General features: G+C 45.4%; 18 protein-coding genes. 12 read left to right on the top strand and 6 right to left on the bottom strand.

All coding sequences use genetic code 11. The annotated features are described in order from the left end of the window. Positions 1 to 132: 132 nt before the first annotated feature. The 5 genes from SLU01_RS07540 to SLU01_RS07520 all read right to left on the bottom strand — a co-directional run bounded on the left by SLU01_RS07540 (position 133) and on the right by SLU01_RS07520 (position 3938). Positions 133 to 765: a response regulator transcription factor gene (locus SLU01_RS07540; protein ID WP_147056911.1), complete on the bottom strand. Its 633-nt coding sequence runs from the start codon at positions 763 to 765 to the stop codon at positions 133 to 135. Continuing rightward, a complete protein-coding gene (locus SLU01_RS07535; RefSeq protein ID WP_147056909.1) occupies positions 740 to 1786 on the bottom strand; it encodes a sensor histidine kinase in 1047 nt (348 codons plus the stop codon). The genes SLU01_RS07540 and SLU01_RS07535 overlap by 26 nt, the downstream gene beginning before the upstream one ends. Beyond that, entirely contained in the window at positions 1783 to 2484 is a 702-nt protein-coding gene (gene liaF / locus SLU01_RS07530) for a cell wall-active antibiotics response protein LiaF (protein WP_246110917.1), read from the bottom strand. Before liaF ends, SLU01_RS07535 begins: the two co-directional genes overlap by 4 nt. 448 nt (positions 2485 to 2932) lie before the next feature. Then, on the bottom strand, positions 2933 to 3571 hold the full coding sequence (locus SLU01_RS07525; protein ID WP_147056907.1) for a PspA/IM30 family protein: 639 nt from the start codon (positions 3569 to 3571) through the stop codon (positions 2933 to 2935). 13 nt (positions 3572 to 3584) lie between these two features. After that, the gene (locus tag SLU01_RS07520) at positions 3585 to 3938 is read right to left on the bottom strand and encodes a lmo0954 family membrane protein (protein ID WP_147056905.1); all 354 of its coding nucleotides are present in this window, start codon (positions 3936 to 3938) and stop codon (positions 3585 to 3587) included. Between the two features lie 189 nt (positions 3939 to 4127). Between SLU01_RS07520 and SLU01_RS07515 the strand changes: the two genes are divergently transcribed. From SLU01_RS07515 to SLU01_RS07465, 12 genes are all read left to right on the top strand, one after another. Beyond that, positions 4128 to 5282, top strand: coding sequence for a thiolase family protein (locus SLU01_RS07515; RefSeq protein WP_147056903.1), 1155 nt, complete (start codon positions 4128 to 4130; stop codon positions 5280 to 5282). 43 nt (positions 5283 to 5325) lie between these two features. Then, the gene (locus SLU01_RS07510) at positions 5326 to 6096 is read left to right on the top strand and encodes a 3-hydroxyacyl-CoA dehydrogenase (RefSeq protein ID WP_147056901.1); all 771 of its coding nucleotides are present in this window, start codon (positions 5326 to 5328) and stop codon (positions 6094 to 6096) included. Between the two features lie 48 nt (positions 6097 to 6144). Next, the gene (locus tag SLU01_RS17925) at positions 6145 to 6300 is read left to right on the top strand and encodes a hypothetical protein (protein ID WP_170232631.1); all 156 of its coding nucleotides are present in this window, start codon (positions 6145 to 6147) and stop codon (positions 6298 to 6300) included. Positions 6301 to 6320: 20 nt separating this feature from the next. Then, the gene (locus tag SLU01_RS07505) at positions 6321 to 7469 is read left to right on the top strand and encodes an acyl-CoA dehydrogenase family protein (protein WP_147056899.1); all 1149 of its coding nucleotides are present in this window, start codon (positions 6321 to 6323) and stop codon (positions 7467 to 7469) included. A 116-nt stretch (positions 7470 to 7585) separates the two neighbouring features. Continuing rightward, entirely contained in the window at positions 7586 to 9208 is a 1623-nt protein-coding gene (locus SLU01_RS07500) for a long-chain fatty acid--CoA ligase (protein WP_147056897.1), read from the top strand. A gap of 216 nt (positions 9209 to 9424) precedes the next feature. Further along, on the top strand, positions 9425 to 10708 hold the full coding sequence (locus tag SLU01_RS07495) for a DUF4139 domain-containing protein (RefSeq protein WP_147056895.1): 1284 nt from the start codon (positions 9425 to 9427) through the stop codon (positions 10706 to 10708). Positions 10709 to 11001: 293 nt separating this feature from the next. Beyond that, positions 11002 to 11613, top strand: a complete 612-nt coding sequence (locus tag SLU01_RS07490) for a DedA family protein (RefSeq protein WP_147056893.1) — start codon at positions 11002 to 11004, stop codon at positions 11611 to 11613. A gap of 7 nt (positions 11614 to 11620) precedes the next feature. After that, a complete protein-coding gene (locus tag SLU01_RS07485) occupies positions 11621 to 12448 on the top strand; it encodes an undecaprenyl-diphosphate phosphatase (RefSeq protein ID WP_147056892.1) in 828 nt (275 codons plus the stop codon). A 100-nt stretch (positions 12449 to 12548) separates the two neighbouring features. Then, positions 12549 to 13244, top strand: coding sequence for a response regulator transcription factor (locus SLU01_RS07480; RefSeq protein ID WP_246110916.1), 696 nt, complete (start codon positions 12549 to 12551; stop codon positions 13242 to 13244). Continuing rightward, positions 13241 to 14599 (top strand): sensor histidine kinase, encoded by a 1359-nt coding sequence (locus SLU01_RS07475; protein ID WP_147056888.1) that lies wholly within the window; start codon positions 13241 to 13243, stop codon positions 14597 to 14599. Before SLU01_RS07480 ends, SLU01_RS07475 begins: the two co-directional genes overlap by 4 nt. A 45-nt stretch (positions 14600 to 14644) precedes the next feature. Continuing rightward, complete coding sequence (locus SLU01_RS07470) at positions 14645 to 15346, top strand: PepSY domain-containing protein (RefSeq protein WP_147056886.1); 702 nt, start codon at positions 14645 to 14647, stop codon at positions 15344 to 15346. A 100-nt stretch (positions 15347 to 15446) separates the two neighbouring features. Continuing rightward, positions 15447 to 16253, top strand: a complete 807-nt coding sequence (locus SLU01_RS07465; protein WP_147056884.1) for a PepSY domain-containing protein — start codon at positions 15447 to 15449, stop codon at positions 16251 to 16253. Between the two features lie 20 nt (positions 16254 to 16273). Here SLU01_RS07465 and SLU01_RS18125 read toward each other — a convergent pair. Continuing rightward, the coding region (locus SLU01_RS18125) for a hypothetical protein (protein ID WP_218029697.1) at positions 16274 to 16490 on the bottom strand (217 nt) is incomplete at its 5' end.

The raw sequence follows: 16490 nt of genomic DNA, 5'->3' as shown, positions 1-16490 counted from the left end.
CTCTTCGAAGGAAAGTTCTCATTCCACGGCAAAAAGTTCTCAATCCGATACCAAGAGTTCTCATTCCTCTATCCGGAAAGTCAGCACACACATAAAAAGCCGCATACCCATTTCCGGGCACGCGGCCATTCATTATTCCACCAAATCATTTTTAAATGCATAAATCACAGCCTGCGTCCGATCCTGCACTTCCAACTTTGACAATAAATTGCTCACATGCGTTTTCACAGTCTTTAGCGCAATGAAGAGATCATCAGCGATTTCCTGATTCGTTTTTCCCTTTGCTAATAAAAGAAGGATTTCCAGCTCTCGCTCTGTCAACTCATCATGAAGTCGGTGTGAATTGCCGGTCCTCATTTTTTGCATCATTTTAGACGTCACTTCGGGTTCCAAAACCGTTTGCCCCTTCAATGTTTCGCGAATGGCCTCGGCAATCCTTTTCGCATTCGATGTCTTTAATATGTAGCTGATCGCTCCCGCTTCCAAAGCGGGATATACTTTATCATCATCGAGGAAACTGGTGACGATGACAATTTTCGCTTCGGGCCATTGCTTAATTATTTCTGCAGTCGCCTCCGCACCGTTCATTTCAGGCATGACCATGTCCATTAAAATGATGTCGGGCCGCAATGCAAGTGCTTTTTCAACAGCTTCCTTCCCATTGACCGCCTCATCAACGACTTCCATATCCGGCTGTGTTTGCAAGTAAGCAGACACGCCGATTCGCACCATTTCATGATCATCCACTAATAGAATCCGAATCATCCAACTCATCCCCCTTTTTCGTCGGCAATTTTACTTCCACAATCGTGCCTTGCGAAGGGACCGAAACGATTTTGCATGTACCGCCGATTTCAATCGCCCGTTCCTTTACATTTTGCAATCCATACGATCCGCCTTTGCTGTCGTTATCCTGGAAACCGACTCCGTTGTCTTGCACGCGGAATATAGCCAACCCATCCCGTTCGACAAAAAGGACATCGACTTCAGTCGCCTGTGCATGACGAAGCGTGTTCGACAACGTCTCCTGCGCAATGCGGAATAAATGATCTTCCGCTCCTTTCGACAACGACACCTCTTCCAAGCGGTAGCGAATATCAAACGAAACCTTCTCTTTTAATTCGACTAATAAATCCTCAAGTCCTTCTGCAAGCGATTTATCATTTAAAGCAGCTGGTCGCAAATGAAGCAGCAGAGCACGCATTTCCAACTGCGCCTGTTGTACCATGCGTTCTACTTGTAAAAGCGGTTTCTTAACCGATTTTTCATGCTCTTGCTCATTGATCGCAGACATGAGCATCGAAGCGGCAAATAACTGTTGCGAAACAGAATCATGCAGCTCACGTGCAAGACGCTGCCGTTCCTGGACGATACGTTCCTGTATCAATTTATCCTGCGCTTCCGCACGTTCATCCGTTATCCGCTGCAAGCTTTTACGCTGCGTCGTCAAAATATTGGAGACATCCTCAAGCGTTCGATCAATCTTCGGTGAAAACTTTTTATTAATGATCACGACTTCTTCGTTTTGAATCAACCCAGCCAATTGCTGCTCAATCGCCTTTTCCTTCGAGCGTCCAATGCTGCCCATCCAAGTGGCAATCCAAGATCCAAGCGCAATACACGTGAAAATGATCCAAACACCTAAAGGGACGTTGGCATACTGAATCTCATAAAAGAAAATCCAAACTTCACTTATAGGCACGTCAATGATCAAATAGAAGTAAAGTGCCGTAATAAAGGTGAAAATGAACGTTAGAAAGATGCTGCGTCCGAATAAATTCCTCATTTCCGCACCACCTCAATATCCCCGATCCACGTCGCAAGGGAAATGATGAGCTCCGCGCGATCCCCAATCTCCATGTCATATCCGTCTTTGATATGAAGCGTCTCATTTAGCATACGTTTCGGACTGATATCAAGGACGCGCGCCTCGCCGAACAATGTGTTGTAATGAATGCGAACAGGGATTTCATACGGTAGATCGACCTTAATTCGCCCAAATCCTTGCCGGATGGAAATGAAGGAAGTCCCTTTCGGCAACACCGTATCTGTAACATCGACATGAATATCCCCGAAAAAGCCTTGAATCTGTATGTCTTCCCATTCATATGAGGAAAACGGGGAAGCCTGAGTGGAAAACCATTTGTTTTTCCAAATCCCATTCGGCGTCGCCTGTTGAAACTCCTTTAGCGGGCGCATAATTTGTGCAGCCGGAACGCCTTTCCACAAGTGGAATAACACATAGATGAAAACTGTTAACAGAAGCATCCGCAAACTCCATAACGTCAACAACGCCATAACGATGAAAAAGAGACCTAAAAAAGTCATCCACTTCGACCGTTTTTTAAAGCCATAATAGACCAATCCGGCACCAAGAAGAAGGAAGATGATATTGCCATTAGATAGGAAAATCGCCTCTACAAAAATGAGCAAAAGAAAAGCAACAATCCAAAATGTCATCTTACTCGTATCAAATTGCTTCACGTCAATACCTCCTTCTTGATGTCAGATGTAAGAGGGAAGGCGGGCGCCTTCCCTTTGATGATAGCAGCCGTTTCTATTTGAGAACGGCTCATTAATTCGTGCAAGAGCTCATTCTTTCTGAGAACGGCTCATTAATCCGCGCAAGGGCGCATTCTTTCTGAGAACGGCTCATTAATCCGCGCAAGAGCTCATTCGTTTCGAGAACGGCTCATTAATTTGTGCAAGAGCTCATTCATTTCGAGAACGGCTCATTAATCTGTGCAAGGGTTCATTCTTTCTGAGAACGGCTCGTTAATCGGGCAAGTTCTCGTTTTACTCCAGATAGTTCTCATTCCGGGCTCCGGAGTTCTCGTTTCAGCAAACGAAGTTCTCATTAACGCTGGGAGAGTTCTCGTTCCCTGCAGCTAAGTTCTCATTAACGTCTTCAGAGTTCTCATTCTACTATAGTTTACACAATTTCCGCTTTAGTTGTAGCATTTTTCTGCAACAATTCCAATCTCCGCTCCATTGAAGAGGTCTCGTATTCGCGGTTGATCTTGCCGCCGAGATTTTCGATGTAGGCATTCATCTCTTCGACGCTTGAAACTTGCTTGTCACCATTTTCGGGGGAGATGAATTTATCCATGCGGCGATGGGCGCGTGTGACGTTTTCTTTACCCATCAATTGTAACTGGCGCACTTTCATATCCTTCACTTTATGTTTCATTTCCTCGAATTTCCGCTCCAGCGCCGTCATTTCATTAGCAGATTCCGTGATGCTATGCGCGATTTCAGCAGCTCGTGTTTCGTAAGCCCGAACTTCATCCGAAGCAAAAGCGACAAGATCTTCTTCGCCTGTCGATGTTGCCAGTTCCAATTGATGGCGGCGTTTTTCAAGCATTGCTTCCGCTTCTGCATATTCCTTTTCAAGCGCAACCTTCAATTTTCCTTGACGCTCCAATAACTTTCCGACCGATTCCGTCTGCTTCTCCGCTTCTTTAATGTATTGGTTCAACATTGCAATCGGATTTTTCGATTCTTTCTTGTCGAGCACTGTATGCAAATCAGCTTGCACCGTGTATTTAAGTCTGTTCCATAATGAATTCATAATTGTTTCCTCCTTATTTTGTAATTTCATCCCATTGACGTTCGAAATTGACGAACGGATCATCGGAATATTTAGCTTCAATAATATTATCGTCTGTACGATCATTCCACTTGCGCCATACATAGTACACACCAAGTAAAGCGATGATGCCGATGAATGCCGGAACGTTTGTAACAGCTGTTACCAAACCGATAACGAGCACCGTTCCCCAAAACAATTTCAGGAACGTGGAATCACTCTTCCTGTAATAATGCGCCCCCGCAAAAGTGATTACTGCGGAAATGGCGAGCGCCAAAATCGACCCTAAGTTTGCAAGAACAACGATAGCTGCCACAATGCCAATTATCGCTAGACCAAATTTTTTCATATTGTTGTTCCTCCTTTCGTTGTATCTACATCATACAATGGGTTTCGACTCGTCCAAACGGGCGCAATGCGGATATTCATCTAAGACTTGAGACTGATTCCACCAAAAATCACAGTGGAAATTGACGACGCTTTCATGTAAGCTATGATTATAAGAACTATCAATTAATTCAGAGAATGAGGTGCAGACTTGAGAGAAGTTGTCATCGTTGAAGGAGTTAGAACTGCGGTCGGCAGAAGAAAAGGCGGCTTTGCAGACTACCGTTCGGACGAGCTTGCGGCAGTCGTCCTTGAGGAATTAATCAAACGAACTGGAATCGATAAGAGCGAAGTGGAAGACGTCATTTTAGGCTGTGTCACGCAATCAGGCGAGCAAGGGGGCAATATCGCAAGAACAGCGGCATTGATAGCCGGGTTCCCGGTCCATGTGCCGGGTGTCACAATCGATCGCCAATGCGGCTCAAGCCAGCAAGCGGTCCACTTCGCCTCGCAAGCAATAGCAGCAGGGGACATGGACATCGTCATTGCGGGCGGCGTCGAAAGCATGACGAGAGCCCCGATGTTTTCAAATATCGGAGACACGAAACCGAGCCCAAAGCTGACGGAAAAGCATGAAATCATCAATCAAGGACTGTCCGCGGAGCGCATCGCAAAAAAGTGGGAACTGTCCCGTGAAGAACTTGACCGCTTCGCCTATGAAAGCCATCAGAAAGCGATAACTGCTATTGAAAGCGGTAAGTTCGATGCCGAAATCGTGCCAGTTGTTGCGGATCGCGTCGATGGTACAGTCGAAACCATTGCGAAAGATGAAGGCCCGCGTCCGGACTCAACGCTCGAAGTACTCTCTGGGCTAAAAACAGTATTCGACGAAAAAGGCGTCATTACCGCAGGAAACGCCAGTCAAATGAGCGATGGTGCTTCAGCTGTACTGCTTATGTCAAAAGAGAAGGCGGATGAGCTCGGATTGAAACCGCTCGCGAAGATTGTCGCACGTACAGTCGTGGGATCCGATCCGACACTGATGTTGACAGGGCCGATTGCAGCAACGAAAAAAGTATTGTCAAAGGCAGGGCTTTCTATAGAAGATATGGATGTCTACGAAGTGAATGAAGCATTCGCACCAGTGCCGCTTGCATGGTTGAAAGAAACGGGAGCGGATCCAGAAAAACTCAATCCGAACGGAGGAGCAATCGCGCTTGGCCATCCACTTGGCGCGACGGGTACGAAGTTGCTTGTGTCAATGGTCAATGAACTTCAGCGTACAGGTGGGCGATATGGATTGCTCGCCATTTGCGAAGGGATGGGCATGGCGAACGCGACGATTATTGAACGAATTGAGCAGTAAAATAAGACCGTAAACGAAGTTGCTGGACAAAGGGGATGAGCGAATGGAAATGCAAAATATCGTAGCAATCGTCACTGGCGGCGCTTCCGGATTAGGGGAAGCTACAACGAGACGAATCGTGTCAAATGGTGGGAAGGTTGCCATTTTTGATTTGAATGAAGAACGTGGCCGGGCTTTAGTCGAGGAGCTAGGGGAAGATCATGTTTTATTCCTGAAAACGAATGTGGCAAGCGGGGACGAAGTCGAACGGAATGTGGCGGAAGCCGTTTCCGTATTTGGGAAATTGAATACAGCCGTGAACTGTGCAGGAATTGCAACGCCTGGAAAAGTCGTGTCAAAAGGTGGGCCGATGCCGCTTGATCGTTTTGAAAAAGTGATTCAAGTGAATTTGGTAGGCACATTTAATGTGATTCGGGTAGCGGCTGCAGCCATGATGGAAAATGAGCCGAATGCGGACGGGGAGCGCGGGGTCATTATCAATACCGCTTCTGTCGCCGCGTTCGAAGGGCAAATCGGACAGGCCGCATACAGTGCTTCGAAAGGCGGCGTCGTCGGAATGACATTGCCGATTGCGCGGGAATTTGCGTCATCTGGCATCCGTGTCATGACGATTGCTCCGGGCCTTGTCGAAACGCCTTTATTCGCCGGCCTTCCTGAGCCTGCCCAAAATGCGCTTGTCGACATGACGTTATTCCCGAAACGGCTAGGACGTCCTGACGAGTACGCGAAACTCGTCGAAAGCATCGTTACGAATCCGTTGCTAAATGGCGAAGTGATCCGATTGGACGGTGCCATTAGAATGCAGCCGAAATAAAGGGACCCACAAAAGAAGTTCTCACTCAACGTGAAAGAGTTCTCGTTCTTGCAAAGGGAGTTCTCATTCGTCGTGAAAGAGTTCTCGTTCTTGCAAGGGAAGTTCTCATTCAACGTGAAAGAGTTCTCGTTCTTGCAAGGGAATTTCTCATTCGCCATGAAAGAGTTCTCAATCTTGCAAGGTAAGTTCTCTTTCAACAATTAAGAATAGAAGGAGGTAGGTCGATGGCGCGCTATCGATATGAAACGGATGAACACGTTCTATTCAGGGAAACACTTCGGAAATTCCTATTAAAAGAAGCCGCTCCATTTTACGATGAATGGGAAAGGAACCGGCTGGTGCCCGTCAGTTTTTGGCGTAAGCTTGGAGAAATGGGCTTTCTCTGTCCGCAAGTGGAAGAACAGTACGGTGGGCTTGGTCTCGACTTCAGCTATGGTGTCATCATTGGGGAAGAGATGGAACGAATTGGAGCTGGATTGACGGGTGTGGGCTTACATAATGACATCGTCGTTCCGTATATCGAGTCCTTTGGAATGGAAGAGCAGAAGAGGCGGTGGCTGCCGGGTTGTATAACGGCGGATTGGATAACAGGTGTCGCGATGACTGAGCCGGGAACGGGGTCGGATCTTGCCAATATCCGAACGACCGCTATCAAAGAAGGCGATCATTATGTCGTCAATGGTCAAAAGACGTTCATCACAAATGGCGCGAATGGGAATTTATTCCTCGTTGTTGTGAAGACGGACCCAAATGCGGAGCCGAAACATCGCGGCATCAGTTTACTCATGATTGAAGAGGGGACGCCTGGTTTCACGAAAGGGAGGAAGCTCGACAAAGTCGGCATGCATTCGCAGGATACAGCTGAACTTTACTTCGAAGATTGCCGGGTGCCCGCTGCTAATCTGATTGGCAACAAAGGGAAAGGTTTCGGTTATTTGATGGAGAAGCTTCAGCAGGAACGACTGATTGTTGCGTTGGCGGCACAGACGGCGTCGGAGGACATGCTTGAAATGACGCTCGATTATGTCAAGTCGCGTGAGGCATTTGGGAAACCGATCGGTTCATTCCAAAACACGCAGTTCAAGCTGGCGGAAATCGCGACGAAAGTGGAGCTCGGTAAAACATTTCTTGAATCGCTCATTGAAGATCATTTGGCAGGTAAAGATGTCGTGACGAAAGTGTCCATGGCGAAATACTGGATCACTGAAACGGCACGCGAAATTTCCTCGGAATGCATGCAGCTTCATGGGGGTTATGGATATATGGAAGAGTATAAGATTGCCAGACGGTATCGTGATATTCCGGTTGCGTCGATTTACGCCGGGACGAATGAAATCATGAAAGTGATCATCGCGAAAAATATGGGATTGTAAAAGGGAATAGCCGGACGTTTGGGTGCATATGATTCTGGGGGACCAAAGCGCCTGTCAGGCTGAGGAAGGTTGTACAAGCTTCAAACAATAAAAGCGCAAAAGGGGAGCGATTTTAAATGATGCAAACACCGTTATTATTGTCGTCGTTCATTAAAAGGGCGGAGCAATTCTTTCCGAATAAGCTCATTATTTCACGTACTTCGGAAAGCACGACCCACCGCATTACGTACCGGGAATGGGCGAAGCGGACGAGGAAGTTATCAAACGCATTGACGAAGCTTGGCATGAAACACGGAACGAAAGTGGGGACTTTCGGTTGGAATCATCATAGGCATCTTGAAGCTTATTTTGGTGTACCAAGTACAGGCGCTATCCTGCATATGGTGAATATCCGCTTGTCACCGGAGCATCTCGCGTATGTCATCAACCATGCAGAAGATGAAATCATGCTGGTGGATGATAATCTGTTCCCACATTTTGAAAAGCTTGCTCCGCTGCTGAAGACAGTGAAGTGCTTCGTTATTATGGGGGATAGCATGGAGGTGCCGGAAACGACGCTGGAAAATGTCTATTCCTATGAGGCGTTACTTGCGGAGGCATCCGATGAATACGATTATCCTGAGGACTTGGATGAAAATACGCCAGCCGGCATGTGCTACACATCCGCTACGACAGGCAATCCGAAAGGCGTCGTCTATTCACATCGTGGAATTGTTCTTCATAGTTATGCGCTCGGACTGGCGGATGCAATGGGCTTGCGTGAAACCGACGTTGTCATGCCAGTCGTGCCGATGTTCCACGTCAATGCATGGGGCATGCCATTCGCTTCCGTTTTCTTCGGAGCAACGCAAGTGTTGCCGGGACCTGGCTTCAATCCACAGTTGCTGCTTGATTTGATTGAACAGGAAAAAGTGACGATTACAGCGGGAGTGCCAACGATTTGGCTCGCCGTCTTGAAAGAGCAAGAGCAACATCCGAGGGACCTTTCCTCGGTCCGTGGCATCGTAAGTGGCGGTTCAGCATCTCCAAAAGGTTTGATCCGTGCATTCGAGGAGAAGCTCGGGGTTCCGTTCTATGTCGGATACGGAATGACGGAAACGTCGCCGCTCGTCAGCTTGTCGGTGTATACTTCGGGTATGGAAGAGCTGCCGATGGACGAAAGGATCGACATCCGGGCGCTACAAGGTTTGATTATGCCGGGGCTTGAAGTGAAAGTTGTCAATGAAGACGGTGAAGTGCCGTGGGATGGTAAGACGATGGGCGAGCTTGCCGTGCGAGGGCCGTGGATTGCGAGCGAGTATTATAAGGATGACCGGACGGAAGAGGCATTTAGAGACGGATGGCTCTACACAGGCGATATTGCGGTCATGACGGACATCGGTTATTTAAAGCTGATGGATCGGACGAAAGATTTGATTAAGAGCGGCGGCGAATGGATTTCGTCTGTGGACTTGGAGAATGCTTTGATGACGCATGAAGATGTATTCGAAGCTGCAGTCATTGCTGTTCCGCATGAAAAGTGGCAAGAGCGTCCTCTTGCTTGCGTCGTATTGAAAGATGGGCAAGTGGCGGATGACGCCAAAAAAGCCGAGTTACTTGCTTACCTGGAAAGTCAATTTGCGAAATGGTGGGTGCCGGACGATGTGATTTTCCTGGATGAAATTCCGAAAACATCTGTCGGCAAGTTTTTGAAAGCCGCATTGCGCGAACAATTGAAAGGGCATGAGATGGAAGTATGAGATGGAGCCACCCGCAGTTGAGTTGCTGCAGGTGGTTTTTTTGTCGGGCAAAAATCGCCTAGTTTATGGTTGAACGGTGATAACCTGTTTGCCCTCGAATTTCAGATAAAATTTATTCCCCAAAAGCATTAATTCCTCCAGAACAGGGAATAGCGTATATTGAGTCTGTTTATTGGAGAGTTTACTGAAACGAGTAACCACTTAGGAGGTTTTATAATGCCGATCCGAATTCCAAAATCTCATGCTGAATCTTGTTCCCTTACTGTCTATAGTGATGGCTTTGCGCTAGTCAAGGACACCCGTTCCATTCCTCAACTTGAAAAGGATGACAATGTCCATTTCATTGGTGTATCGAAAAGATTGGACACGGATTCCATTATCATTGAAGGGCTCGATGTATCGGAGCTTGTTTATGAATATGACCTGATGGATGAATTGAGAATTTATGAACGATATATCGGACGTCAATTGATTATTAAAGATCCATATTCAAAGCAGGATAAAAAATACACTCTACTCCGAGCAAATGGACCGGTTGTCATGCAAGATGTCGAAACGAATGAAATCATCATCAACCCGAAAGGTGAACTGCGTTTCCCGGAAATCGAAGGAGGGAATCACGTCGTGCCGACGCTTGTATGGCAAGTCGCAGAGCAAAAAAGCGAGGAAGTATGTGTATCTTATTTGACAGGCGGCATTTCGTGGGAGGCGGATTACGTCATTTCCATGCATGGCGACCGATTTGATCTATCAGGTTGGTTGACGATGAAAAATTATTCAGGGGTCTCTTTCGAGGACGCAAATCTTCGTTTGATCTCTGGCAAACTAAGTAAGGCTGGAAATGAAAACGAAGAGAAAAGTAATGAGTTATCCAAAAACGAAAAGCAGAAGACAGATGCCTTTTCGGATTTCCACACGTATACTTTCCCGAATCCGATAAACTTGGACGATCGGCAACAGAAACAGTTGCGGCTTCTATCGTCGTCCAATTCGCAAGCGCGGATGATCTATGAAATCAATGAACAAACATCGAATCCTGATATTTATATCGAATTTGACAACACTGTGGAAAACGGACTTGGTTTTCCATTGCCAGCAGGAGTTTTTAAGATGTATCGAACGAACCCGAAGGATGAAAGCGCAGAATTCATCGGAGAATATCGGATCAAGCATACCGAAGCGGGTGAAAAAGTCCGTCTAAAATCGGGTGAAGCTTGTGATATTAAAGTGGACAGTAAAAAATCAGGCAAGTATAAAGAAGGCGGCTATGAATACACCGAATACGAGTATTCAATTTGCAATACGAAAGGTGTTCCGGTTCAAGCAATGATTCGCCAACAAGTTCCCGGCCACTTGTGGACAGTGGATGAATCGACGCATGAGTGGGAAAAGAAACGGGATAAAATCATCCTTCCAATTGATGTTCCAGTGGATAAAGAAGAGACGGTCAAGTTCACCATTCGCCACGACCGTTCCGCCAGAAGAACAATCGGTTTTTAATGAAGAAGTTGAAACGCCCATCATTCTATATGGAATGGTGGGATTTTTTATTATTTCTTTATCCACATGTGGATAGAAAAACACCTAGTTTTCAGAAATTACTAACATATCAACTGTTTTACCCACAACATTCGGTGTATAACTAGTGTTTTTCAATGTTATCCACATTTTATTTTATTCATACTTGACCGCACTTTGACGTACAATCGAACAGGAAGGTGGAAACTTACAAATGCAAGTTAGCGTCCTGATTTAGTGCCCAATGGTTGAACTCGGGCGGCAAGGAGTGTTCCATGGAAGACTGGATAATGGAGTTCATTGGAGAATACGGATATTTCGGCGTTTGTTTTCTGTTGCTTATAGAAAATTTATTTCCACCGATTCCATCGGAAATTATTTTGACGTTTAGTGGCTTTATGACGGGTATTACAACGATGACCAAGTCGGGTGTCATCATTGCGGCGACAATCGGTTCAGTTGTTGGCGCGATGGTTCTTTACAGTATCGGGATGTTTATCGATATGAAAAGGTTAGAAAGGTTTGTAGAACGACGGGGTCGATGGTTGCGTTTGACGAAGAAAGATTTGCGCAGGGCGGAAGGCTGGTTTGATAAATATGGGCCGTGGACTGTGTTTTTCTGTCGTCTAGTTCCACTTCTGCGTAGCCTTATTTCCGTTCCGGCAGGGATGTCACATATGAATTTTCCCCTTTTTATTTTTCTGACAGCGATTGGAAGCTTCATTTGGAATACAATTCTTGTTACAATAGGGTTTGCAGTCGGTGAAAATTGGGAGTCGATTGTCGGGTATATGGATGTCTATTCGATGATTGTGTATGTGCTATTAGCAATTGGCGGTTTGGCGGCTTGTATTGGATATATCCGCTTCCGCAGAAAGAGGGCTTAGTGAATTTATGGAGTTATTCGATCTTATTAAAGCGTTAATACTTGGTTTTGTGGAAGGGATGACCGAGTTTGCACCGGTTTCCTCAACGGGTCATCTCATTATCGTAGATGATATGTGGCTAAGGTCCGAAGAGTTCCTTGGCAAATATCCGGCCATCACTTTTAAAATCGTCATCCAATTAGGATCGATTTTAGCAGTTGTCGTCGTGTTTTGGAAGAGGTTGTTCAGCTTGGTCGGACTGTATCAAGTTGATGGAAAAAAGATGAGCAATCGTTTTAATTTGTTGCATGTCATTGTCGGTATGCTTCCCGCTGTTATTTTAGGATTTGCATTTAAGGATTTAATTGACGACTATTTATTCCGTGTTGAAACGGTCATCGTTGCCCTTGTCGCGGGAGCGATCCTCATGCTCGTGGCGGACAAATTCGGGCCAAAACGTCCGAACGTCCAATCATTGGACCAGATTACATATCGTCAGGCGCTCACGGTCGGACTTGTCCAGTGTTTATCGTTATGGCCGGGCTTTTCACGTTCAGGCGCAACGATTTCCGGTGGTGTTTTATTCGGAATGAACCATCGGACAGCGGCGGATTTCACATTCATCATGGCAGTTCCGATTATGGCGGGCGCAAGCCTTGTATCGGTCATGAAAAACTGGGAGTACTTGTCGATGGATTACATTTCGTTTTATATCGTCGGCTTCGTAAGCGCATTTGTATTCTCCCTCATTTCAATCCGTTTTTTCTTGAAATTAATTTCAAAGATCAAACTTGTACCGTTTGCGTTATACAGAATCTTTTTAGCGATCATACTTGCAGCTATCGTATTTTTATAATGAAACAAAACGACCTTTACAACGGGGTCGTTTTTTCATATTTATAGTTGAGTTCATAGAACATCTGATAGAATGAGAGAAAAAAGGGACGGTGATGAGGGTGAGTGAGCGTATTTTAGTAATTGAGGACGAGGAAGCAATCGCACGGGTTCTACAACTGGAGCTTGAGTTTGAAGGGTATTCAGTCGACACTGCCCATACAGGCACGGATGGTCTTATCAAATTCAGAGAGCAGGAATGGGATCTCGTCCTCCTCGATTTAATGTTACCGGGCATGAACGGCTTAGACGTACTGCGGAGGATTCGGGCATCAGAGGACGGGACACCGGTTATTTTATTGACAGCGAAAAGCGATGTGGAAGATAAAGTAACAGGCCTCGATTTAGGTGCGAATGATTATGTAACAAAGCCGTTTGAGATTGATGAACTGCTTGCGCGTATCCGGTCTGCAATGCGAACATCACAAAAGAAGACGACAACCAAAGATGAGTTTTTCCATGAGTTTGGGGGATTATCAATCCATGAGCAGTCACGCGAAGTGAAACGGAATGGGGAATCAATCGATTTGACGCCAAGGGAATATGATTTATTGCTTCATTTGATCTGCCATCCGAATCAAGTACTTTCACGCGAGCAGCTGCTTGACGCAGTTTGGGGATATGACTACTTTGGTGATACAAATGTGGTCGACGTCTATATCCGGTACGTCCGAAAAAAAATCGACCGACCGAATGAACCTTCCCTTATTCAAACCGTACGAGGTGTCGGCTATGCATTGAAGGAAGCTGCTTCATGAAATTAAAGCAAAAGATCCATCTATTTTCCACATTATTAATGTTCATCATCCTCGTATTGGCGAATGTCGTCATTTACTTTCTTTTCGAAAGGATGTCCCACGATACGGAATATCAGCAATTGCTTGGCCGTTCGAAGGAATTGACAACCGCATTAAGCGAACTGAAAACGGAAAAGGACGCTGATACCCTGTTGCGTGCATTCGTTCCTGCCAATGGAGCTATTTCAATTGTCGACAGCGAGGATAAATCGCTTATTAATGTCCAAGCGGTCGACGGCTTAGGTAAGTTCACTGAACAGATGATCACCGATGATTCCTACTCAATTGGGTCATTTAATGGAACTGAATCATTATCCACTGCCGTCCCGATCATTTGGCCGACAGGGGAAGTCGTGACGTTGCAAATGACGCAGCTGCTAACAGACGTTGAGGCAAATATGAGGGTATTGAAATATGTCCTGATCGGCGTAACGATATTCGCAATGGTCCCGATCATTTTATCCAGTATGACGTTAGGGAAAATTGTTACCCAGCCGATTGAAAAGCTTATTACAGCAATGAATATTAGCAGGCAATCGGGGACTTACGAAAAAATGACTGGCAATAAGAATGGAAAAGATGAGCTTGCGCAAATGGAGCGGATGTTCAATGAAATGATGGAACAACTTGAACAGAATTACAGAAAGCAAGAGCAGTTCGTTTCAAACGCTTCTCATGAGTTGAAAACACCGTTGACTGTCATCGAAAGCTATTCCAAGTTATTGACGAGACGCGGATTCGACAATCGCGAAGTTGTTGATGAAGCATTGACTGCCGTTATTACGGAAACCAGTCGAATGAAGGAAATGATTACACAAATGCTTGATTTGGCTAAAAGCAATGAAGCTCAAGCATTTGAATTTACAGAAGTCAATTTGAATCAATTGTTGGAAGGTGTCGTAAAGCCATTGCGTCAAGCATACGGCAGAGAAATCTATATTGAAGCCGAGGGTCAAGCTATTGTTGAAACCGACGGTAAGTTCGTGAAGCAACTGTTATTCATTCTGCTCGACAATGCGAGAAAATATAGTGAGCGGGAAATTATCGCTTCCATCAATGAGCGGGAAAATGATGTGGAGGTAACAGTGAAGGACTACGGCAAAGGGATTCCGCAGAAGGATTTACCGCATATTTTCGATCGGTTCTACCGGGTCGATTCTGATAGAAGCCGGAAGACAGGCGGTACTGGTTTAGGCCTTTCTATTGCTAAGGAGATTGCGGATGGGTTAGGAGCGACATTGACGATTGAAAGTGTGGTCGGTATGGGCACCGTCATCCGAGTTTTCATTCCGAAAAAAAGGGAAGGTTCTCAGTGAATTTTAATGTTGGTGCGTTAAGATGATGGAAAGGAGGATTTTTGCATGAATATATGGAAAAAACCTTGGTTTATCCCAATCGTATTGACAATCATCATTATTGTTGCTGGCCAATTATATACATCAGGCAAACTGACGAAAGCTGAGACATTGACGAAGCAAGAGATACATTCACAACTAGAGAAGATTTACGGAGGAGCTGTCAGCGATATCGTTTTAGATGGTTCAATCTATCAAGCGAAAGTATCGAGGGACGGTTCGGAATACGCAGTGAAAGTTGAAGCTGATACAGGGAAGGTTCTTTCACTCGTTCAGACGAAAGAAACAACCCCATCTGAAATTGTCTTAAATGAAGAGAATACGGTTCAAGAGAAGCAGACTGAAGAGGAAAAATCGGGAAAAGTGACTCCACCTGAATCCGATACGGATACTGGGCAGTCATCGGGCAAAAATACTTCAGAAAACATAAAGCCGAAACAAGAAAAAAAGCCGAACAGTAACTCATCCGCTCCGGCGAATGAGCAAAAGAACGTGCTCATTTCAGAAAAACAGGCAGCAAACATCGGGATGGCACAATTGCCATCAGGGATGGTTGGTGAAGTCGATGATGTTGATTTCGTCAAAACTACGGATGGCGGCTATTATTTAGTCCAAATCGATATTGATACGGATGATGATTTGGATGAAGTTACTTATCAAATCCATGCGATATCCGGCAAAGTGCTGACCGTCACATGGGATGATTGATCCTATTAACGGTTCTCATCATTTTCTAATGTTCTTCTCAATGTACTCTCATCTTCACGGGGTATTATGAAGGTAATAAGGAAAAGGAGGAGAACAGAAGATGAAAAAGTGGATGTTAATTCCGGCATTGGCTGGAGTTGTGGCCATTGGTGGAGTCGCATTGGCGAATGATTCTGTTTCAAGTACGGAGGCTTCCAAAAACCAATTTATAACATTACAGAAAGCGAAAGAGTTAGCGCTGCAGAAAGTGGATGGTGTTGTAACGGATATCGAGCTTGAAAAAGACGATAATCGCTACTATTATGATATCGAACTGCAGGACGACAAATTTGAATATGATGTGGAAGTGGATGCGGTCACTGGTAAAATCATCAAGTTTGAGAAGGATTACGATGATGATAAAAATCATATTCAAACCGGTAAAGTAATGTCGACAGACGAAGCGATTGCCGTAGCAAAAACGAAAGCAGCCGGAGTAGTTAAAGAGATTGAATTAGGCGAAGATGACGGCCGAAAAGTATATGAGATTGAAATGAAAGACGATGAATTTGAATATGATATTGAACTGGATGCTGTAACCGGTGAAGTTCTGGAATTCGAGAAGGATCGCCATCGCCGCGTTAACCAAAATGTGAAGACGAAAACAGACCACTCTTTAACAGTAGTGCAACCTGCGTCTGAAAAACAAGTTGTCGCATCAACTGGAAAACAACAGAAACAAAAGGGAAGATTGTCGAAAGAACAAGTGCTTGCTATTGCAAACAAACACGCAAGCGGCGTAGTGACAGACTTTGAATTAGATGACTATAAATATGAAATCGAGATGCGAGACGGCAACATCGAATATGAGTTGGAAATCCACGCCTATTCAGGTGTCGTTCTTTCATTTGAAAGAGATGACGATTGAGACAATTTAGTAATGTTGAATTAAAGAAGCGGAACCCGGATTTCCACTTCAGACGGGCGCTTTCCGTTCCAATCCTGAAGTAAGTCTGAACCATTTATATTCATTGTATGAATTTCGTCAAAACATAAAAACAGAGCGGACAGCTGCCATACTGTCCGCTTTTCGTCGCCCCGATTCCGCGATTTGGTTTCGCGCTCAAGAAAGTCGATCCTACGCTCAAGCCTCCCCGTTTCGCGC

It is taken from the genome of Sporosarcina luteola, from assembly GCF_007991495.1.
Classification (GTDB): domain Bacteria; phylum Bacillota; class Bacilli; order Bacillales_A; family Planococcaceae; genus Sporosarcina; species Sporosarcina luteola.
The sequence above is the reverse complement of the archived record's forward strand: the minus strand, read 5'-3'. Positions and strand labels throughout refer to the sequence as shown.